22 protein-coding genes are annotated in these 22,237 nt (G+C 60.3%); 8 read left to right on the top strand and 14 right to left on the bottom strand.

Annotation, left to right across the window (positions count from 1 at the left end):
* Positions 1-79: 79 nt before the first annotated feature.
* The 5 genes from J3P86_RS05040 to J3P86_RS05020 form a co-directional block, all read right to left on the bottom strand.
* Positions 80-1,015, bottom strand: a complete 936-nt coding sequence (locus J3P86_RS05040) for a glutathione S-transferase family protein (RefSeq protein ID WP_434625891.1) — start codon at positions 1,013-1,015, stop codon at positions 80-82.
* A 79-nt stretch (positions 1,016-1,094) separates the two neighbouring features.
* Positions 1,095-1,418 carry a GIY-YIG nuclease family protein gene (locus tag J3P86_RS05035; RefSeq protein WP_434625893.1) on the bottom strand — a complete coding sequence of 108 codons (324 nt, stop codon included), beginning with the start codon at positions 1,416-1,418 and terminating at the stop codon, positions 1,095-1,097.
* A gap of 42 nt (positions 1,419-1,460) precedes the next feature.
* Entirely contained in the window at positions 1,461-1,931 is a 471-nt protein-coding gene (locus J3P86_RS05030) for a nuclear transport factor 2 family protein (RefSeq protein ID WP_434569706.1), read from the bottom strand.
* Positions 1,932-2,019: 88 nt separating this feature from the next.
* A complete protein-coding gene (locus J3P86_RS05025) occupies positions 2,020-3,348 on the bottom strand; it encodes a CynX/NimT family MFS transporter (RefSeq protein ID WP_434699568.1) in 1,329 nt (442 codons plus the stop codon).
* Positions 3,338-3,997 (bottom strand): FadR/GntR family transcriptional regulator, encoded by a 660-nt coding sequence (locus J3P86_RS05020; RefSeq protein ID WP_434699567.1) that lies wholly within the window; start codon positions 3,995-3,997, stop codon positions 3,338-3,340. The genes J3P86_RS05025 and J3P86_RS05020 overlap by 11 nt, the downstream gene beginning before the upstream one ends.
* A 166-nt stretch (positions 3,998-4,163) precedes the next feature.
* On the opposite strand from J3P86_RS05020, the gene J3P86_RS05015 reads away from it, so the two are divergent.
* Positions 4,164-4,475: a type II toxin-antitoxin system MqsR family toxin gene (locus J3P86_RS05015; protein WP_434699564.1), complete on the top strand. Its 312-nt coding sequence runs from the start codon at positions 4,164-4,166 to the stop codon at positions 4,473-4,475.
* Complete coding sequence (locus J3P86_RS05010; RefSeq protein ID WP_434699563.1) at positions 4,472-4,957, top strand: type II toxin-antitoxin system MqsA family antitoxin; 486 nt, start codon at positions 4,472-4,474, stop codon at positions 4,955-4,957. Before J3P86_RS05015 ends, J3P86_RS05010 begins: the two co-directional genes overlap by 4 nt.
* A gap of 58 nt (positions 4,958-5,015) precedes the next feature.
* Here J3P86_RS05010 and J3P86_RS05005 read toward each other — a convergent pair whose 3' ends face one another.
* The 4 genes from J3P86_RS05005 to J3P86_RS04990 all read right to left on the bottom strand — a co-directional run bounded on the left by J3P86_RS05005 (position 5,016) and on the right by J3P86_RS04990 (position 9,177).
* Positions 5,016-5,780, bottom strand: a complete 765-nt coding sequence (locus J3P86_RS05005; protein WP_003178331.1) for an amino acid ABC transporter ATP-binding protein — start codon at positions 5,778-5,780, stop codon at positions 5,016-5,018.
* A 10-nt stretch (positions 5,781-5,790) separates the two neighbouring features.
* Positions 5,791-6,888: an amino acid ABC transporter permease gene (locus J3P86_RS05000; protein WP_186705160.1), complete on the bottom strand. Its 1,098-nt coding sequence runs from the start codon at positions 6,886-6,888 to the stop codon at positions 5,791-5,793.
* Between the two features lie 10 nt (positions 6,889-6,898).
* On the bottom strand, positions 6,899-8,080 hold the full coding sequence (locus J3P86_RS04995) for an amino acid ABC transporter permease (RefSeq protein ID WP_434625904.1): 1,182 nt from the start codon (positions 8,078-8,080) through the stop codon (positions 6,899-6,901).
* Positions 8,081-8,145: 65 nt separating this feature from the next.
* Positions 8,146-9,177, bottom strand: coding sequence for an amino acid ABC transporter substrate-binding protein (locus tag J3P86_RS04990; protein WP_186610954.1), 1,032 nt, complete (start codon positions 9,175-9,177; stop codon positions 8,146-8,148).
* Between the two features lie 471 nt (positions 9,178-9,648).
* On the opposite strand from J3P86_RS04990, the gene J3P86_RS04985 reads away from it, so the two are divergent.
* Positions 9,649-10,305 (top strand): alpha/beta hydrolase, encoded by a 657-nt coding sequence (locus tag J3P86_RS04985; RefSeq protein WP_434625906.1) that lies wholly within the window; start codon positions 9,649-9,651, stop codon positions 10,303-10,305.
* Between the two features lie 98 nt (positions 10,306-10,403).
* Positions 10,404-11,879 (top strand): ATP-dependent RNA helicase RhlB, encoded by a 1,476-nt coding sequence (rhlB, locus tag J3P86_RS04980; RefSeq protein ID WP_434625908.1) that lies wholly within the window; start codon positions 10,404-10,406, stop codon positions 11,877-11,879.
* Positions 11,880-11,960: 81 nt separating this feature from the next.
* Here rhlB and moaE read toward each other — a convergent pair whose 3' ends face one another.
* The 5 genes from moaE to J3P86_RS04955 all read right to left on the bottom strand — a co-directional run bounded on the left by moaE (position 11,961) and on the right by J3P86_RS04955 (position 16,235).
* Positions 11,961-12,413 (bottom strand): molybdopterin synthase catalytic subunit MoaE, encoded by a 453-nt coding sequence (moaE, locus tag J3P86_RS04975; RefSeq protein WP_434653597.1) that lies wholly within the window; start codon positions 12,411-12,413, stop codon positions 11,961-11,963.
* A 3-nt stretch (positions 12,414-12,416) separates the two neighbouring features.
* Positions 12,417-12,659, bottom strand: a complete 243-nt coding sequence (locus tag J3P86_RS04970; RefSeq protein ID WP_305496595.1) for a MoaD/ThiS family protein — start codon at positions 12,657-12,659, stop codon at positions 12,417-12,419.
* Positions 12,656-13,129: a cyclic pyranopterin monophosphate synthase MoaC gene (moaC, locus tag J3P86_RS04965; RefSeq protein WP_264426735.1), complete on the bottom strand. Its 474-nt coding sequence runs from the start codon at positions 13,127-13,129 to the stop codon at positions 12,656-12,658. Before moaC ends, J3P86_RS04970 begins: the two co-directional genes overlap by 4 nt.
* A gap of 247 nt (positions 13,130-13,376) precedes the next feature.
* On the bottom strand, positions 13,377-14,771 hold the full coding sequence (locus tag J3P86_RS04960) for a PhoH family protein (protein WP_305496599.1): 1,395 nt from the start codon (positions 14,769-14,771) through the stop codon (positions 13,377-13,379).
* A gap of 339 nt (positions 14,772-15,110) precedes the next feature.
* Entirely contained in the window at positions 15,111-16,235 is a 1,125-nt protein-coding gene (locus J3P86_RS04955) for a polysaccharide deacetylase family protein (RefSeq protein ID WP_434699561.1), read from the bottom strand.
* 307 nt (positions 16,236-16,542) lie between these two features.
* Here J3P86_RS04955 and yaaA point away from each other — a divergent pair, with 307 nt between their 5' ends.
* The 4 genes from yaaA (at position 16,543) to J3P86_RS04935 (ending at position 22,236) form a co-directional block, all read left to right on the top strand.
* On the top strand, positions 16,543-17,322 hold the full coding sequence (gene yaaA, locus J3P86_RS04950; RefSeq protein ID WP_434673589.1) for a peroxide stress protein YaaA: 780 nt from the start codon (positions 16,543-16,545) through the stop codon (positions 17,320-17,322).
* A gap of 810 nt (positions 17,323-18,132) precedes the next feature.
* The gene (locus J3P86_RS04945; RefSeq protein WP_305496603.1) at positions 18,133-19,449 is read left to right on the top strand and encodes a nucleotide sugar dehydrogenase; all 1,317 of its coding nucleotides are present in this window, start codon (positions 18,133-18,135) and stop codon (positions 19,447-19,449) included.
* Positions 19,450-19,549: 100 nt separating this feature from the next.
* Positions 19,550-21,031, top strand: coding sequence for a mannuronan synthase (gene alg8, locus J3P86_RS04940; RefSeq protein WP_370870998.1), 1,482 nt, complete (start codon positions 19,550-19,552; stop codon positions 21,029-21,031).
* 35 nt (positions 21,032-21,066) lie between these two features.
* On the top strand, positions 21,067-22,236 hold the full coding sequence (locus J3P86_RS04935) for an alginate biosynthesis protein Alg44 (RefSeq protein WP_305496605.1): 1,170 nt from the start codon (positions 21,067-21,069) through the stop codon (positions 22,234-22,236).
* Position 22,237 lies beyond the last annotated feature (1 nt).

Genomic DNA, 22,237 nt, shown 5'->3' with positions numbered 1-22,237 from the left:
ATCCTGGGCCCACCCCCGGCCAAATGTGGGAGCGAGCCTGCTCGCGAAAGCGGAAGCCCAGTCACCACCTCAGCAAAAATCAGACCGCCTCGAGGCGAAACCCGAACCGCGGAAAGTGCACATGCACCACCCCGCCACGCTCGTCCTGACGACGCAGAATCAATTCTTCGCTACCGGCAAACAACAACTCCCCAACCACCGGATCGACACCGTAATCAGTCGCCGCGATGCTCACCCGCTGCCCCGCCACAAATCCGTTCGGCTCCTTGAATGACTCATCCGGCAGCGCTGCCGGCGTCGCATCGCGAGACACCTCCAGGGCCTCTTCGGAACTCATCTGGCTCGACGCACCGTGGCCGAAACCCAACACCCGCGCCAGCCACGCCGATACCGCAGGGTGAGCATCCACCAAAGGTGAAGTGACAGGCGTGCCCTTGAGGAACCACAGCGGATGCGCCATGGCAAAGTCGGCAATCGACGGATCACCTAGCAGGAAGTCGCCGTCTTCACGCTGCAACTGCTGCTCCAGGCGCGCCATGATCACAGGCCATTGATGCTTGGCCTGCTCGGCGGACAGACGCGTGGCCGTGCCGCCACTGAACAGCCCGGCACGGTCGCTGATGAACGCCTTGATCGCCTCGGGCGGCAACTTGGCAAAACGCACCGCCACCGATTCCGGCTGGAACACCAGGCTTACCGCATGCTGAAACACCACCGAATCCGCCCATGCCGCAAAGGACGCAGCGATCATTTCCCGGCCCTCGGGAAACAGCGCCGGGGAGGCTTTCTGTTGCTCCAGTCGCCGGGCTATCAACGCCGTGTCGCAGTAGATGTCAGCGCCGATCTGCAACACCGGCGTCTTGCGGTAACCACCGGTCAAGGCCGTCAGGTCCGGCTTGGGCATCATCGGCGGTATACCTACCGAACGCCAGGACAAGCCCTTGAAACCCAGCAGCAGGCGGGCTTTCTCTGCGAATGGGGAGGTTGGGTAATGATGGAGGATCAGTTCAGACATGAGAATCGCCACTGCTGGGATGAAGTCTTGCAGCTTAGCGCGCCTGACCGGACCAGCCTACCGGCCTGATGAAGGCCTATCAGCCTGGCTGATGAAGCGACAGCGCACTGGCCACCAAGCATTCCTTGGCGCTTTTCTTGAGCTTCTTGATCAACCGCTCCTGCCGCAACGCCTCGCCCTTGTCACGGCAGGCCTCGGTATAGACCAGCGCGACCGCCGGGCTGGAGAGAAAGAAACGCGCGCCCTTGCCGCTCTGATGCTTGGCGAAACGCCGCACCGGGTCATCGCTGATGCCGCAGTACAGCGAGCCGTTGGCGGCGCGCACCAGGTAGACGAACCAGGGCTTGGCCGGTTCGGGTGTGGCGGGGGCAGCGAGGTCGGGGGGTGATTCAACGGTGGTCACGGAAATATTCAACAGCCGCGATGGAAACAAGCCGCGATCTTATCAGCGACTGGCCTGGAACGCCCGCAGCCCCTTGAGCGCCTGGGCGCGGACGGCGTTGCGCACCAGCGGTGTCCAGCCCAACAGCAGGCCTTTGGTGCCCAAGGCCTGGCGCGACCAGCGCCACAGGTCGAAATGATCGTGGTGCTCGCAGATCTTGCCGTCACGAAAAACGAAGCGCGCCTGGATGTCGTTTACCACTGTATTGCCGGTCTGGCTGAACAGATAAGTCGCCACCCAATGGGCGCCGCCGGAACGTTCGTCGCTGCGCACGTTATCGAACGTCAGGGAAAAATCCTTGGCCCGCGTGGTGAGCATGCGCCACATGTCGCCGGCATCGCGCCCACGCAGTTCGCCGAAGGCCGGATCACTGAACACCACGTCATCGGTGTAGCAGGCACTCATGGCCTCGGCATCGAGGCGCTGGAATGCCTGGTAAAACCGGGTGATCAGGGCTGTGTGGGCATCGCTCATGGACGGACTCCGGAGATCGTTTCAGTAGGCCTGCACGATAATCTGCCACCGCGTGGAACACTATCGTCATTCGCTATGAAAAATGACATTAGCGAAGCTCGCCGACTCTTTCGCTGACGACACCGACATACAACGCCCGGCCGGCGCCGAGGCCGGCGATGATCGCGCCCAGGCCAACCAGGCCAAAGATCCAGCCCAGGGCATTCCAGCCGCCGGTCAAGTCATGTACCACGCCGACCGCGAACGGCCCCAGTGACGCCAGCGTATAACCAAAACCCTGGGCCATGCCGGAGAGGTTGGCGGCCACATGGGCGTCGCGCGAGCGCAGCACGATCAGCGTCAGAGCCAGGGCGAACGTCGCGCCCTGCCCCAGGCCCAACAGGACCGCCCAGCCCCACAGCCCTTCGATGGGCGCGTAGAGGCAGCCGAACAACCCGCCGAGCACCATCAGCATGACGATCACGATGGCCAGGCGCTGGTCTTTGCCGCGCGTTGCCAGCCAGGGCGCCGCGAGGGAGCTGACCAGTTGCACGATTACCGAGCCGGACAGCACCAGCCCCGCCTGGGTCGGGGTCAGCCCGCGACCGATGAGGATCGACGGCAGCCAGCCGAACACGATGTAGGCCAGGGACGATTGCAGCCCCATGTACAAGGTCACCTGCCAGGCCAGGGGATCACGCAGCAACCCGCGGACACGATACGCCGCTTGATGCGCCCCGTGTTTCTGGCCCACTTGCGGCAGCCAGAACACGGCGGCCAGCAGGGCCGGCAGCATCCAGAAGCCCAGGCCGAGGGCCCAGTCATGGCCCAGATGTTCGCTCAATGGCACCGTCGCGCCGGCCGCCATCGCCGCACCCAGGCACAGCGCCATGGTGTAGACACCGGTCATGGTGCCGGCCTGCTTGGCGAAGTCGCGCTTGACGATGCCCGGCAGCAACACGCCGATCACACCGATGCTGGCGCCAGCGAGGATGCTGCCCGCGAACAGGCCGAACTGGCCGAACGAGCTGCGCAGGATGATGCCGCCAGCCAGCGTGAGCAGGATCCCGAGCACCACTCGTTCAGCGCCGAAGCGGCGTGCCAGCACTGGCGCCAATGGCGCGAACAGGCCCAGGCAGAGCACTGGCAAGGTTGTCAGCAGACCGGCCTGGGCAGCCGACAGGCCAAGGCTTTTCGACACGTCGCTGAGCAGCGGTGCCATGCTCGACAAGGCCGGGCGCAGGTTCAACGCGACCAGGATCAGGCCTAGCAGCAGCAACCAGGGCCGGCGCACCAGCGGGTGGCTCTGCTGGGCCTGCTCGTCGTCCGCCTCGGCGTCGATCAGCAATTCTTCGAGTTCGGCGCCGCGTTTGTTCGGCGTTGCGGTAGTGCGGTCAAGCGGATCGCGGGACATGGAAAGCTCGGGTTCAGGGTTCATTGATCAACTGCCGGCAGAGGGCCTTGGCCCGCTCCGGATCCTGGCGTTCAACGGCTTCGAGGATTTCGATGTGCAGGTCGAACACGTGTTGATGGCGCGGAATAATACTGAGGCTCTGACGCAACTGAGCGCCGATCACGCTGGAGAAATAGCGATACAGCTCGCTCAGGGCCGGGTTGTGCGCGGCGTCCACGAGCAGGCGATGGAACACCAGGTCGCAGGCGATGTAGTGCTCCAGGTCGCCGTGATAATGCTCGCCGCTGGTTTTCAGCGCCTGGCGCAAGGCAACTAAATCATCCTCGGTGCGCCGTAGCGCCGCCAGGCCGATGGCCTCGACTTCAAGGATGTGCCGGGTTTCCCGGGCCTGCTCCAACGAACAACGGGATAGCGCCTTGAGCGTGTCCAGCGGGTCGACGACCGCACGCACGTAGCTGCCGTCGCCCTGACGAATCTCGATCAATCCGGAAAACGCCAGTACGCGCATGGCTTCGCGCACCGTGTTGCGGCTGATGCCTAGCTCGGCGACCAATTCCGGCTCGGTAGGCAGGCGCTGGCCGACAGCCCACACGCCGTCGCTGATGCGTTGGCGCAGTTGCTCCAAGGCTTGATCGACCAGGGAGCGCTTTATTAGCGGGGACATTTCTGACATGGGGCTCGCCTTTTCATCCAATCATGGGATGAATTTTCTGACATGTTAGTCAGCTTCACGTAGGACGGCAACCGCCTACGTTTTATTGGAGGCAAAGAATCCGAATTTTCGATTAGTCAGATTTACCCTTTATGGGTGATCATTGAGACAAGGCAAACGGCTTCTTATGGAAAAGAGCACACCCCATTACGACCTGACAGTGGTCAAGGCCGAGGTTCACAGGTTGCGAAGCAAGGCGTTCACATTGAACGCCCGCGAAGGCGGACGAAGGATGATGTTGAGTCTCGCCCGGATGCTGCGGATCGTTCACCTGTTGGAATACAGGATGCTGCATAAATCGATGACCACGTATGCCGATCACCGAATCTGGCAAGACGTCTATCACACAACATTTCAGGATCGGGAGATTTACATCAAGGTGACTTACCGCCCCGGCGGTGGGCATCCGGTGGTCTCCTTCAAGGAGAAAAACCAATGAAACCCCAGCAATGTGTCAGCTGCGGCAGCATCGACGCGATGCATCATTTCAAAGGCCGTAGCTTTACGGTCGACTACAGGCAGGTGACTCGGCAAGTACACGATATTGCCGGATGGGAATGCCGGATCTGCGGTGAAATCGAATTCGATCACGACACTGACAGCGCCGAACGTTACTCCAGGGCCAGCGACCAATTGCTGGAAGATTACGCGCTGGCGACAGGTGCGGAAATCAAACGCATCCGCCGCAAACTGCACCTCACGCAAAAAGACGCGGTGAAGCTGCTATCCGGAGGCGGGCATAACGCGTTTTCCCGTTATGAACGCGGCGAAGTTACCCCGGCCCAGTCGTTATTCGTGCTGATGCGCCTGCTTGATCGGCATCCGCACCTGATGGCTGAAGTCCACTCGCTGAACGACGAAGCCCATTTGCAGCAACTGTTGTCGGGTCGCCATCCGGAACATGACACGGCGGATCTCTGACCCGAAAAAAAAAACAAACCCGGACAAGTCCGGGTCTATTTCACTGCCTGAGATCGGATCAGTGCAGGATCTGGCTCAGGAACAACTTCGTACGGTCATTCTGCGGGTTGTCGAAGAAGTCATTCGGCGCAGCCTGTTCAACGATTTCGCCTTTGTCCATGAAGATCACGCGGTTGGCCACGGTGCGGGCGAAGCCCATCTCGTGGGTCACGCACAGCATGGTCATGCCGTCTTCGGCCAGGCCGATCATGGTGTCCAGAACCTCTTTCACCATTTCCGGGTCGAGGGCCGAGGTCGGTTCGTCGAAGAGCATGATTTTCGGTTTCATGCACAGGGCACGGGCGATCGCCACGCGCTGTTGCTGACCGCCGGAGAGCTGGCCCGGGTACTTGTGCGCCTGCTCTGGAATGCGTACGCGTTCCAGGTAATGCATGGCGATTTCCTCGGCCTTGCGCTTGGGCATCTTGCGCACCCACATCGGCGCCAGGGTGCAGTTCTGCAGGATGGTCAGGTGCGGGAACAGGTTGAAGTGCTGGAACACCATGCCGACTTCGCGACGGATCGCTTCGATCTGCTTGAGGTCGTTGGTCAGTTCCACGCCATCGACCACGATGCGACCCTGCTGGTGCTCTTCCAGGCGATTGAGGCAGCGGATGGTGGTGGATTTGCCGGAACCCGACGGGCCGCACAGCACGATACGCTCGCCCTGCTTGACGTTCAGGTTGATGTCTTTCAACACGTGGAACTGGCCGTACCACTTGTTCACGCCCTGCATCTGAATAATGCCTTCAGGGCTCACAGGCTGTTTGATCGCTTCACTCATGAGTCAACTCCTAACGCTTGTGGCCAGTGTCCAGCTTGCGTTCCAAATGCATGGAATAGCGGGACATACCAAAACAGAAAATCCAGAACACCAGGGCGGCAAACACATAGCCTTCAGTGGCCATGCCCAGCCATTTCGGGTCGGCGGCAGCTTGTTTCACGCTGTTGAGCAGGTCGAACAGGCCGATGATGATCACCAGGCTGGTGTCCTTGAACAGCGCAATGAAGGTGTTGACGATCCCCGGGATCACCATCTTCAGCGCCTGCGGAAGGATAACCAGGCCCATGCTGCGCCAGTAGCCCAGGCCCATCGCCGCGGCCGCTTCGTATTGCCCCTTGGGAATCGCTTGCAGACCGCCACGCACCACTTCGGCCACGTAGGCCGACTGGAACAGGATCACGCCGATCAATGCCCGCAGCAGCTTGTCGAAGTTCATGCCCTCAGGCAGAAACAACGGCAGCATCACCGAGGACATGAACAGCACCGTGATCAACGGCACGCCGCGCCAGAACTCGATGAAGGTCACGCAGACCACGCGAATCGCCGGCATGTTCGAGCGCCGGCCCAGGGCCAGGACGATGCCCAGCGGCAGAGCACCGACGATACCGACGGTGGCGATCACCAACGTCAGCATCAGGCCGCCCCACTGGCTGGTCGCCACGGTATCCAGACCGAAAACGCCACCGTGCAGCAGGCACCAGGCAATGATCGGGTACAGCACCAGGAAGCTGAGGCCGTAGATCGCCTTGCGCGGGAAGCGCGAGATGAACAGCGGCGCCACGCCAAGCACTGCCGCCCACACCGTCAGGTCTACGCGCCAGCGCAGGCCTGTCGGGTAATAGCCGTACATGAACTGGCCGAAACGCTGTTGGATGAACACCCAGCAGGCGCCTTCCTTGGTGCAGTCGGCCTGGGTGGTGCCGACCCAGTTGGCATCGAGGATAGCCCAACCGAGGATCGGTGGAACTATCAGGTAGATCAGGTAGAACGCGAACAACGTCAGCAGCGTGTTGAGCCAGCTGGAGAACATGTTCGCGCGCATCCATGCCACCGGCCCGAACACTTTGCTCGGTGGCGGCATATCAGGTTTGAAAGTATGGGATGTCATGCGCTTTTCCTCACCGCTCGATCAGCGCAATGCGCTTGTTGTACCAGTTCATCAGCAAGGAAATGCTGATACTGATCGCCAGGTACACGCTCATGGTGATCGCGATCACCTCGATGGCCTGACCGGTCTGGTTCAACACCGTGCCGGCAAACAGCGAAACCATTTCCGGATAACCGATACCGGCCGCCAGCGAAGAGTTCTTCGCCAGGTTCAAGTATTGGCTGGTCAGCGGCGGGATGATCACGCGCAGGGCTTGCGGGATGATCACCTTGCGCAGGGTCGGACCGTTGCGCAGGCCCAGCGAGTGAGCCGCCTCGGTCTGGCCATGGCTGACCGACTTGATGCCAGAACGCACGATCTCGGCGATGAACGCCGCGGTGTACACCGTCAGCGCCAGGGTCAAGGCCAGCAGTTCCGGGATGAGAACCCAGCCACCAACGAAGTTGAAACCCTTGAGCTGCGGCATTTCCCAATGCACGGGCGCGCCGAAGATCAGTGCGCACAACGCCGGGATCACCAGGAACAGCGCCAGGCCGACCCAGAATTTATGGAACGGCTCGCCCGTTGCTTCGAAACGCTTGTTGGCCCAGCGGGTCATCAGCACGATGGCGACGATCGCCAGCACGACACTGGCCACGAACGGCCAGAACCCTTCCGCCACCAGCGCCGCCGGCATGTTCAGGCCACGGCTGCTGACGAAGAAGGTGTCGCCGAAGTTGTGGGCAGCCCGTGGTCCCGGCATCGTCAGGAATACCGCGAAGTACCAGAACAGGATCTGCAACAGCGGTGGGATGTTACGAAAGACCTCCACGTAGACGGTCGCCAGCTTGGAGATTATCCAGTTCTTCGACAAGCGTGCGACGCCGATGATGAACCCCAGGATGGTCGCCAGAATCACGCCAATGAAGGTCACCAGGAGGGTGTTGAGCAAACCGATGACAAAGACGCGGGCATAACTGTCCGCTTCGGTGTAGTCGATCAGGTGTTGGGCGATGCCGAAACCGGCACTGCGCTCCAGAAAGCCGAAACCGGACGTGATGCCCCGGTGTTCCAGGTTGGTCTGTGTGTTATCGAACAGAAACCAGCCCAGCGAAATAACCGCCACGATGGTGACGATCTGAAATACCCACGCACGCACTCGTGGATCGCTGAGGCTGAGCCTCTGCTTAGGTGCGCCGATTGAATTTTGCATGAAGTGCCCCGCAAAGAATGGAACAGAACATCACCCGGTGGTTGGCCCACCGGGTGATAGAACCATCAGCGCACTGGTGGTGCGTATTGGATGCCGCCTGCGTTCCACAGAGCGTTCAGACCGCGATCGATCTGCAGCGGGGTGTCCTTGCCGAGGTTGCGCTCGAACATTTCACCGTAGTTGCCGACTTGCTTGACGATCTGCACGACCCAGTCTTTCGGCAGCTTCAGGTCTTTACCGTATTCACCGTCAGCGCCCAGCATACGAGCGACGTCCGGGTTCTTGGTGGACTTGGCTTCAGCTTCGACGTTCTTCGAGGTCACGCCTGCTTCTTCGGCATTGAGCATGGCGAAGCCAGTCCAACGCACGATGGCCAGCCACTCGTCGTCGCCGTTACGCACGACCGGGCCCAGTGGCTCCTTGGAGATGGTTTCCGGCAGGACCACGTAGTCCTTCGGCGAAGCCAGCTTGCTGCGCTGGGCGAACAGTTGGGACTTGTCGGAGGTCAGCACGTCGCAACGACCGGATTCCAGCGACTTGGCGCTTTCATCGGAGGTGTCGAAAGTGATCGGGGTGTACTTCAGGCCGTTGGCGCGGAAGTAGTCGGACACGTTCAGCTCGGTGGTGGTACCGGCCTGGATGCAGATGGTTGCACCGTCCAGTTCCTTGGCGCTCTTGACGCCCAATTTGCTGTTGGCCAGGAAGCCGATGCCGTCGTAGTAGGTAATGAAGCCCGGGAATTTCAAGCCCATGCCCGCATCACGGGAGCTGGTCATGGTGGAGTTGCGCGACAGCACGTCGATTTCGCCGGATTGCAGCGCGGTGAAGCGCTCCTTGGCGTTCAACTGGCTGAACTTGACCTTGGTCGCATCGCCAAACACCGCAGCGGCCACGGCACGGCAGAAGTCAGCGTCGATACCCACGATCTTGCCGGTGGAATCAGGCACCGAGAAACCCGGCAGGCCATCACTTACACCACATTGCACAAAACCTTTCTTCTGCACGGCATCCAGGGTTGCACCCGCCTGAGCGAACCCGCTGACACCGAGGACTGCTGCTGCAGTCACGACTGCCAGGGTGGATTTCAGTAACTTCATTCAAACCTCCAGTTTTGCTCTTGTTGTGTCGGAGCTGGGACCCTGTCGCACCCTTTTGAGGCATTGCCGACCCTTGTTGGCTTTTTTTAGGGTCAACCGACGTCTGGGCCTTCGCTATGAGTCTAATAATGAGAGCGGCTATAAACGGCGCCTTACTCACTTCTCACCAATCGGCCGAACGGGCTGTAGCCCTTCACGTTCGCGAAGCCCGTAGCGGCTATTGGCGAACATCCATCACCGGATTTCTGATATCCCATGCGTCGCGTCGAGCTGATAGTGTTACCGCGCTGCGTAAGAATCATCATTCGGCTAAACCAATAGCAAAGCCCGTACCACACCGCTGCGCTTGTCCGTTACTGGCGACGTCAAGACAAAAACTTGTAGCATTGCGACATCTAATTAACTGAGGCACCAGGCGCGCACCGCAATCAGGCACTGATTGAGCGCACCCGCACATTTTTGGAGCACACCATGACCGACCCCTTGATTCTCGAGCCCTCCAGCACCGCCGATGCGTGCGTTATCTGGCTCCACGGCCTGGGCGCCGATCGCTACGACTTCATGCCGGTCGCCGAAATGCTGCAGCAAAGCCTGCTGACTACGCGCTTCGTATTGCCCCAGGCGCCGACGCAACCGGTGACCATCAATGGTGGCTACGCCATGCCCAGCTGGTATGACATTCGGGCCTTGAGCCCGGCGCGGGCGATCGACGAGCAACAACTGGACGCCTCGGCGCAACGGGTCATCGACCTGATGGAAACCCAGCGAGCCAGCGGAATAGACGCCTCGCGGATTTTCCTGGCAGGTTTTTCCCAAGGCGGAGCAGTGGTTTATCACACGGCATTCGTCAAGTGGCAGGGGCCGCTGGGTGGCGTGATTGCGCTGTCCACTTATGCGCCAACTTTCGGCGAAGAACTGCAGTTGTCAGCCAGCCAGCAACGCGTTCCGGTACTGGCGCTGCACGGACAGTACGACGAAGTGGTACTCAACCCGATGGGCCGGACCGCCAAAGAGTATCTGAAGCAGCATGGTGTCACCGTGACATGGCAAGAATACCCAATGGGCCACGAAGTGTTACCCGAGGAGATTCGCGACATCGGTACCTGGCTGGCGGAACGCTTGCGCTAAGAGGCAGATAGCCACGCCAGCGCTTTGATGATCACACTACGCCGCGCCCGTTTCTTGCATTACACTGGCCGGCGTACATTCCTTAACCAACCGATGAGATGACCGTGCTCAAAGCACTCAAGAAGATGTTCGGTAAAAGCGAGGCCGAGCAACTCGCGCCTGAAGCCAGCGCCCCCGTCCACGGCGCGAGCCGCACCGATGCGCACCAACCACGTCGGACCGCCCCCGTTGCGGACGCAAAACTATCGCCGTCGACCGCATCCGTTGCGCAACCTGTGGCGGCATCCGAGCCGGAAAAACCACGCAGCGAAGCCCCCAAGCCACGTCGCGAGCGCGCACCCAAACCGCCGGTCGTTGCCTGGAAGCTCGAAGACTTCGTCGTAGAACCTCAGGAAGGCAAGACCCGCTTCCACGATTTCAAGCTCGCCCCCGAGCTGATGCATGCCATCCAGGACCTGGGCTTCCCGTACTGCACGCCGATCCAGGCGCAAGTGCTGGGCTATACCCTCGCCGGCAAGGACGCTATCGGTCGTGCCCAGACCGGCACCGGCAAGACCGCCGCGTTCCTGATTTCGATCATCACCCAGTTGCTCCAGACCCCGCCCCCCAAGGAACGCTACATGGGCGAGCCGCGGGCGCTGATCATCGCGCCAACCCGTGAGCTGGTGGTGCAGATCGCCAAGGATGCCGCCGACCTGACCAAGTACACCGGCCTGAACGTGATGACGTTCGTCGGCGGCATGGATTTCGACAAGCAGCTCAAGCACCTCGAGGCCCGCCACTGCGACATCCTCGTGGCGACGCCGGGCCGCCTGCTGGACTTCAACCAGCGCGGCGACGTGCACCTGGACATGGTCGAAGTGATGGTGCTCGACGAGGCCGACCGAATGCTCGACATGGGCTTCATCCCCCAGGTACGCCAGATCATTCGCCAGACCCCGCCGAAAAACGAACGCCAGACATTGCTGTTTTCCGCCACCTTCACCGAAGACGTGATGAACCTGGCCAAGCAATGGACCACCGATCCTGCAATCGTCGAGATCGAAGCCGAAAACGTCGCCAGTGAAAATGTCGAACAGCACATCTATGCGGTCGCCGGTGCCGACAAGTACAAACTGCTCTACAACCTGGTCAACGACAACGGTTGGGAGCGGGTGATGGTCTTCGCCAACCGCAAGGACGAAGTGCGCCGCATCGAAGAACGCCTGGTGCGCGATGGCGTCAACGCCGCGCAACTGTCGGGCGACGTGCCGCAGCACAAGCGCATCAAGACACTCGAAGGTTTCCGCGAAGGCAAGATCCGCGTGCTGGTCGCCACCGACGTGGCCGGTCGCGGCATTCACATCGACGGCATCAGCCACGTGATCAACTTCACCCTGCCGGAAGTGCCGGACGACTACGTGCACCGTATCGGCCGCACCGGTCGTGCCGGGGCCGCCGGGGTTTCGATCAGCTTCGCCGGCGAGGATGATTCCTACCAGTTACCCTCGATCGAGGCACTGCTGGGCCGCAAGATCAGTTGCGAGATGCCGCCGACTCATCTGTTGCGGCCGGTCGAGCGCAAGCGACCTTAACCGTCTTCGCAGTACCGAAAGCGCAGCCCAACCAGGCTGCGCTTTTTTCGTCTTGGATACCTGGCAGTTTCTACAGGTTGCCTACCGCTTCCAGCGATCCGCCGCCGCATGATCACTGTCCCGCCCCTCGACCCAACGCGGGCCGTCGGCGGTATTTTCCTTTTTCCAGAACGGTGCGCGGGTCTTCAGGTAGTCCATGACAAAGGCGCAGGCCTCAAAGGCCGCCTGGCGATGGGCGCTGGCGGCGCCGACAAAAACGATCGGCTCACCCGGTTCCAGGGCGCCGATGCGGTGCAATACCTCAAGCTTGAGCAGCGGCCAGCGCTGCTCGGCCTCGGTGGCGATCTTGCCCAGGGCTTTTTCGGTCATGCCCGGATAATGCTCGAGGAACATCCCGGACACATCGAGGCCGTCATTGAAGTCGCGCACGTAGCCGACAAAACTCACCACGGCGCCGACGCCGACATTTGCTGCCTGCATCGCATTGACCTCGGCCCCCGGGTCGAACGGCTCGGCCTGCACCCGAATCGCCATGGCTCAGCCTCCGGTCACGGTGGGGAAGAAGGCCACTTCGTCGCCGTCCGCCAGCGGTTCATCGAGCTGGCACAGGTCTTCGTTGCGGGCGCACATCAGGTTCTGCTCTCGCAGCACTTCGGCTCCGTCACGCTGAGCGAGCAATGCGCGCACATCGTCAACCGTGGCGAAAACGCCCTCCACTTTCAGCGAATCCACGCCGAGCGCTTCGCGATAACGGGCAAAGAACTTCACGGTGATGTTCATGACGCATCCGCCTGGAAGTGGCCGCTCTTGCCGCCGAGTTTTTCCAGCACACGCACGCCCTCGATGGTCATGCCCCGGTCCACGGCCTTGCACATGTCGTAGATGGTGAGCGCGGCGACGCTGGCGGCGGTGAGCGCCTCCATTTCGACACCGGTCTGTCCCGAGAGCTTGCAGCGGGCCACGATGCGCACGCGATCCTCGCCTTCGGCGGTCAGTTCGACCTTGACGCTGGTGAGCATGAGCGGATGGCAGAGCGGGATCAGGTCACTGGTTTTTTTTGCCGCCTGGATACCGGCAATGCGCGCGACGGCGAACACATCGCCCTTGGGATGGCCGCCGCTGACGATCATTTGCAGAGTATCGGGCAGCATGCGCACAAAGGCTTCGGCGGTGGCTTCGCGGAACGTCACGGCCTTGTCGGTCACGTCGACCATGTTGGCGCGACCTTGGGAATCGAGATGGGTCAGCACAGGGTAACTCCTGATCAGGAGCGTCGATTGTAAACCTGTGAGTCAAATTCCGGCAGGGTTGATTGTCGTACCTGCTTGGATCTATTACCGCAAATCCCTTGTGGGAGCGAGCTTGCTCGCGATGGCGGCGTGTCAGACACCTATTTTTATCTGACACTCCGTCATCGCGAGCAAGCTCGCTCCCACAGGGTTTTCGTCCAGTCATAAAGAACCGGGCGACCTTGATGGCCGCCCGGTTCGGCTGGGGTTACAGATGAGATTCGGCGTATTCGGCCAGGATCGAGCGTGGTACGCCCTGCAGGGTGATGTGGACGCCGTTGGGGAAGTCCTTGAAGCGTTCGGTCAGGTAGGTCAGCCCGGAGCTGGTCGCGGACAGGTAAGGGGTGTCGATCTGCGCCAGGTTACCCAGGCACACCACTTTGGAACCGGCGCCGGCACGGGTAATGATGGTTTTCATCTGGTGCGGGGTCAGGTTCTGGCATTCGTCGATCAGGATCAGGCTCTGCTGGAAGCTGCGGCCTCGGATGTAGTTGAGGGATTTGAACTGCAACGGCACTTTGCTGAGGATGTAGTCGACGCTGCCATGGGTGCTCTCGTCATCCATGTGCAAGGCTTCGAGGTTGTCGGTAATTGCACCCAGCCACGGCTCCATTTTTTCCGCTTCGGTACCGGGCAGGAAGCCGATTTCCTGGTCCAGGCCCTGCACGCTGCGAGTGGCGATGATGCGCCGGTAGCGCTTGCTGACCATGGTCTGTTCGATGGCGGCGGCGAGGGCCAGGATGGTCTTGCCGGAACCGGCGGCGCCGGACAGGTTGACCAGGTGGATGTCCGGGTCGAGCAAGGCGAACAGCGCCAGGCTCTGGTAGATGTCGCGAGGCTTGAGGCCCCACGCCTCCTGATGCAGCAGGGGTTCCTGGTGCAGGTCGAGGATCAGCAGCTTGTCGACCTGGATTTCCTTGATCCAGCCGACGAATCCTTGTTCATCGATAATGAATTCGTTGATGTGCACCGCCGGCAGGTTGTCGATCAGTTGCACCTGGTGCCAGGTGCGCCCATGGTCCTGGCGGGTCTCGACCTTGCTCACGCGGTCCCAGAAGGAGCCGGTCATGGTGTGGTAGCCGTTAGGCAACAGCGATACGTCGTCGACCAGTTGGTCAGTGCTGTAGTCTTCCGCCGCGATCCCGCAGGCGCGGGCCTTGAGGCGCATGTTGATGTCTTTGGTCACCAGCACCACGGCTTGTTCCTTGTTGCGCGCGTGCAGGTCGATCAGCTGGTTGATGATGATGTTGTCGTTCAGGTGTTCAGGCAGCACCAGGTTGGGTTCGGTGCGCTTGCTCATCAGGATCGAGAGCAGGCCCTTGGGGCCGCTCTTGCCGCGCTGGATTGGCACCCCCAGTTCAACGTCTTCTGGAGAGGCATCGCCCAGGGTCTTGTCGATCAGGCGGATCGCCTGCCGGCATTCAGCCGCCACGCTATGATGGCCGCTCTTGAGCTTATCCAGCTCCTCGAGCACGGTCATCGGGATGGCGACGTGGTGTTCTTCGAAATTCAGCAGCGCGTTTGGATCGTGGATCAATACGTTGGTATCGAGTACATACAGGATTGGCTGGTTGGAGGAAGGGCTACGTCCGTGGTCATCCATACTCGGTCACCTTTGTGGGGGCCATTCGACGCAATACCGTGACAGTGCTGCGCCTCGAGGTAGCCACCGAATTCACTCGCGAGGATTTCGGGTGAACTGCACACAATCTGGGTCTTGGAAGACGCCACCTGTGTTGCAGGTTTCGGCGGTCTGACTTCTTGATACTCCAAAAACGATGACAGGAAAAAGCACTTTGACGCTTTTTTGAAGTTTATTTTTCAGAGTGACGAATAACCCTTGGCGTAGTGCCCCGGCGCCGTTAAAGTCGGAAGTCCGGTCGCCCTGAATGCGCGCCCCGATTCCCGCCCCGCCCAATGTTTACGGGACTTTTGCCTTTTTTCAGCGAAACGCGTCCTGACACTCTTCCCAGCCGATCCCGCTTTGCGCCGTTTGCGTAACGAGCCAGGGCAGCGCCGTTTTCACCGCGTCCTGCTTGGCGTTGAAGTTGATGACCCCGTGGCGCCACAACAGCATCAGCGTCAGCGCGCGCTGGGCACTCTGCTCGGGCTTGAGGCGGTTGGTGCTGTCCTGGGGATCGATATCCCATAGCGCCACTTGCAGTCCCTGGTTCCTGAAGAATGCCTGGGCATCGCCTCGACGCTGGCCCTGTGGCGGACGGAACAAGGGCACGTAATTCTCCGGCAGCCGGCCCTTGACCAGGTCAACGCTGCGCCGTACCGAGTCCTGCCAATCCTGCCAATGGCTGTGGGAGCGGAACTCCCAGCCCTGCACCCCGACGCATTGCCCAGCAAACAGAGTCTGGAGATCATTTGCCGAGCCGTCTGTCAGGCGCGCCTGGATGTCCTTGCCCAACACAAAAAAAGTGCCGTTCATGTTCGACTTGCGCAGGTACTCGGTCAGCCAGGGCGTGTGGTCCGGTGCGACGTTGGCAGCGCTGTCGAAGGTCAGCAAGAACAGTCGGTCATTCATCTGCTCACCGTTGCGCTCATAATCGCCGAAACGCTCGACTTCGCTGCTGACCTGGGGAAACAGCGCAGCCTTGCGCAGCAGCTCGTCGCGGTATTGCGTATGAAAGATCCGGCTCGGCTCGGCCCACTTGATGTAATAGGAATTGTCATCGAGCTTGAACCGGCCCGCCTCCTCGCGCAGGGTCGCCATGTCCTCGACCAGGTAGCAGAAGGAGGCATCCAGCGTGCAACTGCGCTGGGCGAAGTTGTAGCTCGAAAGCAGGCGCTGCCACAGCCGCGCGCGCAAGGCGTTCACCGCGACCATATTGACCGAGCGCAGCCCCAGGTATTGCTTGAGGGCTATTTCGTCCATGGCATCGGCATCCAGCAATACCCGGGCGAACATCAGGACCTCGGCCCGCGAAGCCACATCGAACAGCGTCGGGCTGGTGAGCTGTTCAGGCCAGGTGCTGCGGTCCAGGGTAGCGACGTCGTTGGGCGCAGCGAAAGCGCCGAGGCTCAACAACCAGGCCGACAGTAAAAGGACGATACGCAAAAGGGATGCTCCATAACGAAACCCGCGCGGGATGATAGCTGATCCAGAAGCAGTCCCCTATGGCGCACGAAGCTTTGTGGCGAGGGGATTTATCCCCGTTGGGGTGCGAAGCAGCCCTGAGAAATCTGCAGCCTGGAACATCTTTTTGGACTGCTGCGCAGTCCAGCGGGGATAAATCCCCTCGCCACAATGTGCACCCGACGAAAGTGTGACGGTTCGCATCGCCACCCATCCCCTATCACCTCAATAGCTGGAGTCCACCCGGACAACCCCCTAGAATCGCCGCACCCTTAAAGGAGACGTTTGCATGCTGATGGTGATTTCCCCCGCCAAGACCCTCGATTACGAAACACCGCCGGCCACCGAGCGTTTTACCCAGCCGCAGTACCTGGATCACTCCCAAGAGCTGATTGAACAATTGCGCGAATTCTCGCCAGCGCAGATCAGCGAGTTGATGCACGTCTCCGACAAGATCGGCGGCCTCAATGCCGCGCGATTCGGCAGCTGGAACCCGGCGTTTACCCCGGCCAATGCCAAACAGGCGTTGCTGGCGTTCAAGGGCGATGTGTACACCGGCCTCGACGCGCAAAGCCTCGGTGAAGCCGATTTCGACTACGCCCAACAGCACCTGCGCATGCTCTCCGGTCTCTACGGTCTGCTGCGTCCGCTGGACTTGATGCAGCCTTATCGCCTGGAGATGGGCACGAAGCTGGCCAATGCCCGGGGCAAGGACCTTTATGCATTCTGGGGCACCCGCATCAGCGAATGGCTGAACGAAGCCTTGGCCGATCAGGGCGACGACGTACTGTTGAACCTGGCTTCCAATGAATATTTCTCGGCGGTCAAGCGCAGTGCACTGAAAGCCCGCGTCATCGATGCCGAGTTCAAGGATCTGAAGAACGGCCAATACAAGATCATCAGTTTCTACGCCAAGAAAGCCCGGGGCTTGATGAGCCGGTTTGTCATCGAGCAGCGCATCAACGATCCCGTGCAACTCAGACACTTCGATGTACAGGGCTATCGTTACAACGCCGAACAATCCTCCCCGAACAAGTTGGTCTTTTTGCGCGACCACGCCCCGCAATAACGCAACACCTGTTTCGGGCCCCGATAAGGGGCCTCGATCATCCCGCTATATGTCATCTCACTTCCCCACCGCACTTGACACTTTCTTGGCGTCAACAAAACAAACACCCCCTGCTCTAACTTTTCTTTCACTCGACAAATGTCAGATTTTTCCGTAGTGGCACGGAAATTTTTCATCAGTAGTGGCATAAAACTATCTACCCCCGCCAACTCCCCGAAACTAAAGGCCAAAAGCGCGCGTGCTATCAATTTGAAAGCAGTGCCATCTAGGCAAATATTTCGAAAAATTTCGAAAATGGCGATGAGCGGATCGGAACTATGTGAAATTGCACGGCTCATACCACCCGTAACGATTCTCGCCGAGCGTGTACGAGATAACTTACGTGGCACGTCGTCCGAAGTAACCGAGTTGTCACGACAATTTAGCGAAACGGTCGTCTAATTGGATCCACCCTTAAAAGGACGGGAGATAAAGCACCATTTGTATCCCCTACAAGGCCAAGGCTGCGCCCCTATAACGTGCTCACCCGAGCACACAAGCTTCTGATTTTGTGGGCTTTTTGCCAGAAATCGGAAAGTGAACGACCGTTGCACGAACGTCCCGCCAACGAGGACTGGCTGCATAACAGGGCAGGTCATAACAACTAGGCCGCTTTGCGCACAACTTGAGTGCATTTATTTAGACACTCGGAACTTAGTATGCCTGCACACGGCACTGTGGCGCCTGCATTCCACACTTCCGAGTGCGCGATGACCGCTGAACACTTATTAACTCCGGCCATTTGATGGCGTGAAAACAGAGGTAAATGCGATGCGCATTAGCATATTTGGTTTGGGTTACGTCGGTGCAGTATGTGCCGGTTGCCTGTCTGCACGGGGCCATGATGTAGTTGGCGTAGATGTCGCCAAAGACAAGATCGACATGATCAACGCCGGTAAATCACCGATCGTTGAACCGGGCCTGGGCGAGCTATTGGCGCAAGGCATTCAAACAGGTCGCCTGCGCGGTACTACCAACTTCGCCGAAGCTATTCGTGATACTGACCTGTCGATGATTTGCGTCGGTACACCGAGCAAAAAGAACGGCGACCTGGAACTGAACTACATCGAAGCCGTGTGCCGCGAGATCGGTTTTGTCCTGCGTGACAAGACCACCCGTCACACCATCGTGGTTCGCAGTACCGTACTGCCGGGCACCGTGGCCAATGTGGTCATCCCGATCCTCGAAGACTGCTCCGGCAAGAAAGCCGGCGTCGATTTCGGCGTCGCGGTCAACCCTGAGTTCCTGCGTGAAAGCACCGCGATCAAGGACTACGACCAGCCGCCAATGACCGTCATCGGCGAGTTCGACAAAGCGTCGGGCGACGTCCTGCAATCGCTGTACGAAGAACTCGACGCACCGGTCATCCGCAAGGACATCGCTGTCGCCGAGATGATCAAGTACACCTGCAACGTCTGGCACGCCACCAAGGTGACCTTCGCCAACGAGATCGGCAACATCGCCAAGGCCGTCGGCGTCGATGGTCGTGAAGTGATGGACGTAGTCTGCCAGGACAAGGTCCTGAACCTGTCCCAGTACTACATGCGTCCAGGCTTCGCTTTCGGCGGCTCGTGCCTGCCAAAAGACGTGCGCGCCCTGACCTACCGTGCAGGCTCGCTGGACGTGGAAGCGCCGCTGCTCAACTCGCTGATGCGCAGCAACGAATCCCAGGTGCAGAACGCCTTCGACATCGTCTCCAGCCACGACAAGCGCAAAGTCGCCCTGCTGGGCCTGAGCTTCAAGGCCGGCACCGACGACCTGCGTGAAAGCCCACTGGTGGAACTGGCGGAAATGCTGATCGGCAAGGGTTTCGACCTGAAGATCTACGACAGCAACGTCGAATACGCACGCGTCCACGGTGCGAACAAGGATTACATCGAGTCGAAGATTCCTCACGTCTCGTCCTTGCTCAATTCCGACTTCGACGCGGTGATCGACAACTCCGACATCATCATCCTCGGTAACCGCGACGAGAAGTTCCGCGCGCTGACCGAGAACGTACCGGAAGGCAAGCAGGTCATCGACCTGGTTGGCTTCATGTCCAAGGCCACCTCCCCGAGTGGCCGGACCGAAGGCATCTGCTGGTAAGTCTGTTAGCCGGCCGGGGCTTGCCCCGGCCGGCCTTTCGCCTGCCTTAACCCATCGGGCCGCCCACAAGGCCCGCCCGAGATAGAGACGGATGCAGATTATGCACAGGCTAAAGCACGGCCTGCTTCAGGCCGCCGGTTGGCTGTTTTACTTGAGTTTATTGATGGGCATCGCCACGGCGCTGCCCACGTCCACGTTCGACTCCGAATCGAAGGATTTCATCTTTCTGATCGGCGCCGTGGGCATCTGGCGTTATTCCATGGGCGCGACGCATTTCGTGCGCGGCATGATTTTCCTGTACATCGTCTACCCACACCTGCGCCGCAAAGTGCGCAAGCTGGGCAAGGCGGCGGATCCGTCCCACGTTTACCTGATGGTCACCAGCTTCCGCATCGATGCGCTGACCACCGCCCAGGTCTACAGCTCGGTCATCCGCGAAGCCATCGACTGCGGGCTGCCGACCACCGTGGTCTGCTCCATCGTGGAAATGTCCGACGAACTACTGGTCAAGAGCCTCTGGGCCCGCATGAACCCGCCAGAGCACGTCAAGCTGGACTTCGTGCGCATTCCCGGTACCGGCAAGCGTGACGGCCTGGCCTTCGGTTTCCGTGCCATCTCCCGTCACCTGCCGGACGACCGCGCCGTCGTGGCCGTGATCGACGGCGATACCGTCCTGGCCGAAGGCGTCGTGCGCAAGACCGTGCCGTGGTTCCAGCTGTTCGGCAACGTCGGCGGCCTGACCACCAACGAGTTCTGCGAAGTGCGCGGCGGCTACATCATGAGCGAGTGGCACAAGCTGCGTTTCGCCCAGCGTCACATCAACATGTGCTCCATGGCCCTGTCCAAGCGCGTATTGACCATGACCGGGCGCATGTCGGTGTTCCGCGCCACCGTCGTGACCAACCCGGACTTCATCGCCGACGTCGAAAGCGACTCGCTGCAACACTGGCGCCTGGGCCGCTTCAAGTTCCTCACCGGCGATGACAAGTCGAGCTGGTTCAGCCTGATGCGCCTGGGCTACGACACGTTCTACGTGCCGGACGCCGCCATCAACACGGTTGAGCACCCGCCGGAAAAAAGCTTCATCAAGGCGAGCCGCAAACTGATGTTCCGCTGGTACGGGAACAACCTGCGGCAGAACTCCCGGGCATTGGGCCTGGGCATGAAACGTCTGGGCCTGTTCACCTCGGTCGTGCTGTTCGATCAGCGCGTGTCGATGTGGACCTCGCTGCTGGGCCTGACCGTAGCGATCATCGCCAGTGTCAAGTACGGCACCGCGTTCATCCTGGTGTACCTGCTGTGGATCGGTATCACGCGGTTGCTCCTGACGCTGCTGCTGTCGTGCTCCGGACACCGGATCGGTCCGGCCTACCCGGCGATTCTCTATTACAACCAGATCGTCGGCGCGCTGGTGAAGATCTACGTGTTCTTCCGCCTCGATCAACAATCCTGGACTCGCCAGCCCACCCACCTGACCCGTGATCTCGCCAGCTTTCAACGTTGGTTCAACACTTGGTCGTCTCGGACCATGACCTTCTCCGCCGGCAGCATCTTTGTCGCCGTGCTGCTGACGATGGTCTGACCGGACTTGAATGAATTAACTAGGAAATCGCCCCTATGAACACCGCCGTGAATGTCAACGTAGTGCATGAATCCGAAGCCCAACGCCAACACGCCCGGGTCAAAATCCCGGCCAAGTTGCGCTTCTTCGGCCCCGACCGTACGCCGATGGAAGTCAAGGTCCTCGACCTGTCCGCCGGTGGGTTGTGCTTCAACGCCGGCCAACTGCCGCTCAAGGTTGGCGAGACCTACAAGGCGCGCCTGCAGTTCGTGATCGACAACCTCGGCCTGGCCATGGACGTCGAATTGCAGATCCGTTCCTACGACCGCCAGACCGGCCGCGCCGGTTGCCAGTTCCAGAACCTGGAGCCGCGGGACATCTCGACACTGCGCCACATCATCACCTCGCACCTGGCCGGCGACATCGTCGGCGTCGGTGATGTGCTGGCGACCCTGCAACGCGACAACTTCACCAAGGCTCGCAAGCAGAAAGATGAAAACGGTGGCATGAGCGCCTTCGGTCGCCTGCGCGCCGTGACCTTCAGCCTGGGCATCTTCATTGTCGGCCTGGCGGCATTCGGCTTCATCTTCAAGTCGGTGTACGGCATGTACTTCGTCAGCCACGCCCAGGCCGGCATCGTCAACGTACCGGGCATGGCCATCACCATGCCGCGCGACGGCACCGTGCAAAGCCTGGTCAAGGCCGACGGCCTGGCCGCCAAAGGCGCTCCGCTGGCGACCTTCAGCACCAGCATGCTCGACGTGCTCAAGGGTCACCTGGACGACAACCAGCTGCAGCCAGCCAAGGTCGAGGAACTGTTCGGCAAGCAAATGACCGGCACCCTGACCTCGCCATGCGATTGCATCGTGGCCCAGCAACTGGTTTCCAACGGCCAGTACGCCAGCAAGGGTGACGTGATCTTCCAACTGGTTCCTCGCGGCGCCGAAGCCAACGTCGAGGCACGTTTCTCCTATCGCCAGTTCGGCGACGTGCGTCCAGGCACCCCGGTCAGCTTCCAGGTAGCCGGCGAAGACGCCACCCGCACCGGCAAGATCGTCAGCAGCACCAGCCTGAAAAGCGCCGACCTGTCTTCCGATATCCGTGTGCTGATCCAGCCTGACGAAGCCCTGGACAGCGCGCTGGCCGGCCGTCCGGTGGAAGTCGTCAGCGACCGTGGCCCGAACTTGAACTGGCTGATCGACAAAGCCATGGCCGTCGGTCTTTAAG

The sequence above is a fragment of the Pseudomonas sp. D1-1 genome, from assembly GCF_051132225.1.
Classification (GTDB): domain Bacteria; phylum Pseudomonadota; class Gammaproteobacteria; order Pseudomonadales; family Pseudomonadaceae; genus Aquipseudomonas.
The sequence above is the reverse complement of the archived record's forward strand: the minus strand, read 5'-3'. Positions and strand labels throughout refer to the sequence as shown.

What these genes read in the sequence shown, in the direction of transcription:
- yaaA (WP_434673589.1), top strand. Translation starts at nt 16,543, where the DNA reads ATGCTGATGGTGATTTCCCCCGCCAAGACCCTCGATTACGAAACACCG.
- moaE (WP_434653597.1), bottom strand. Translation starts at nt 12,413, where the DNA reads ATGGCGATTCGGGTGCAGGCCGAGCCGTTCGACCCGGGGGCCGAGGTC.
- J3P86_RS05040 (WP_434625891.1), bottom strand. Translation starts at nt 1,015, where the DNA reads ATGTCTGAACTGATCCTCCATCATTACCCAACCTCCCCATTCGCAGAG.
- J3P86_RS05030 (WP_434569706.1), bottom strand. Translation starts at nt 1,931, where the DNA reads ATGAGCGATGCCCACACAGCCCTGATCACCCGGTTTTACCAGGCATTC.
- J3P86_RS04995 (WP_434625904.1), bottom strand. Translation starts at nt 8,080, where the DNA reads ATGCAAAATTCAATCGGCGCACCTAAGCAGAGGCTCAGCCTCAGCGAT.
- J3P86_RS04990 (WP_186610954.1), bottom strand. Translation starts at nt 9,177, where the DNA reads ATGAAGTTACTGAAATCCACCCTGGCAGTCGTGACTGCAGCAGCAGTC.
- J3P86_RS04985 (WP_434625906.1), top strand. Translation starts at nt 9,649, where the DNA reads ATGACCGACCCCTTGATTCTCGAGCCCTCCAGCACCGCCGATGCGTGC.
- rhlB (WP_434625908.1), top strand. Translation starts at nt 10,404, where the DNA reads ATGACCGTGCTCAAAGCACTCAAGAAGATGTTCGGTAAAAGCGAGGCC.
- J3P86_RS05000 (WP_186705160.1), bottom strand. Translation starts at nt 6,888, where the DNA reads ATGACATCCCATACTTTCAAACCTGATATGCCGCCACCGAGCAAAGTG.
- J3P86_RS04935 (WP_305496605.1), top strand. Translation starts at nt 21,067, where the DNA reads ATGAACACCGCCGTGAATGTCAACGTAGTGCATGAATCCGAAGCCCAA.
- J3P86_RS04960 (WP_305496599.1), bottom strand. Translation starts at nt 14,771, where the DNA reads ATGGATGACCACGGACGTAGCCCTTCCTCCAACCAGCCAATCCTGTAT.
- alg8 (WP_370870998.1), top strand. Translation starts at nt 19,550, where the DNA reads ATGCACAGGCTAAAGCACGGCCTGCTTCAGGCCGCCGGTTGGCTGTTT.
- J3P86_RS04970 (WP_305496595.1), bottom strand. Translation starts at nt 12,659, where the DNA reads ATGAACATCACCGTGAAGTTCTTTGCCCGTTATCGCGAAGCGCTCGGC.
- J3P86_RS05015 (WP_434699564.1), top strand. Translation starts at nt 4,164, where the DNA reads ATGGAAAAGAGCACACCCCATTACGACCTGACAGTGGTCAAGGCCGAG.
- J3P86_RS05025 (WP_434699568.1), bottom strand. Translation starts at nt 3,348, where the DNA reads ATGAACCCTGAACCCGAGCTTTCCATGTCCCGCGATCCGCTTGACCGC.
- J3P86_RS05020 (WP_434699567.1), bottom strand. Translation starts at nt 3,997, where the DNA reads ATGTCAGAAATGTCCCCGCTAATAAAGCGCTCCCTGGTCGATCAAGCC.
- J3P86_RS05005 (WP_003178331.1), bottom strand. Translation starts at nt 5,780, where the DNA reads ATGAGTGAAGCGATCAAACAGCCTGTGAGCCCTGAAGGCATTATTCAG.
- J3P86_RS04945 (WP_305496603.1), top strand. Translation starts at nt 18,133, where the DNA reads ATGCGCATTAGCATATTTGGTTTGGGTTACGTCGGTGCAGTATGTGCC.
- J3P86_RS05010 (WP_434699563.1), top strand. Translation starts at nt 4,472, where the DNA reads ATGAAACCCCAGCAATGTGTCAGCTGCGGCAGCATCGACGCGATGCAT.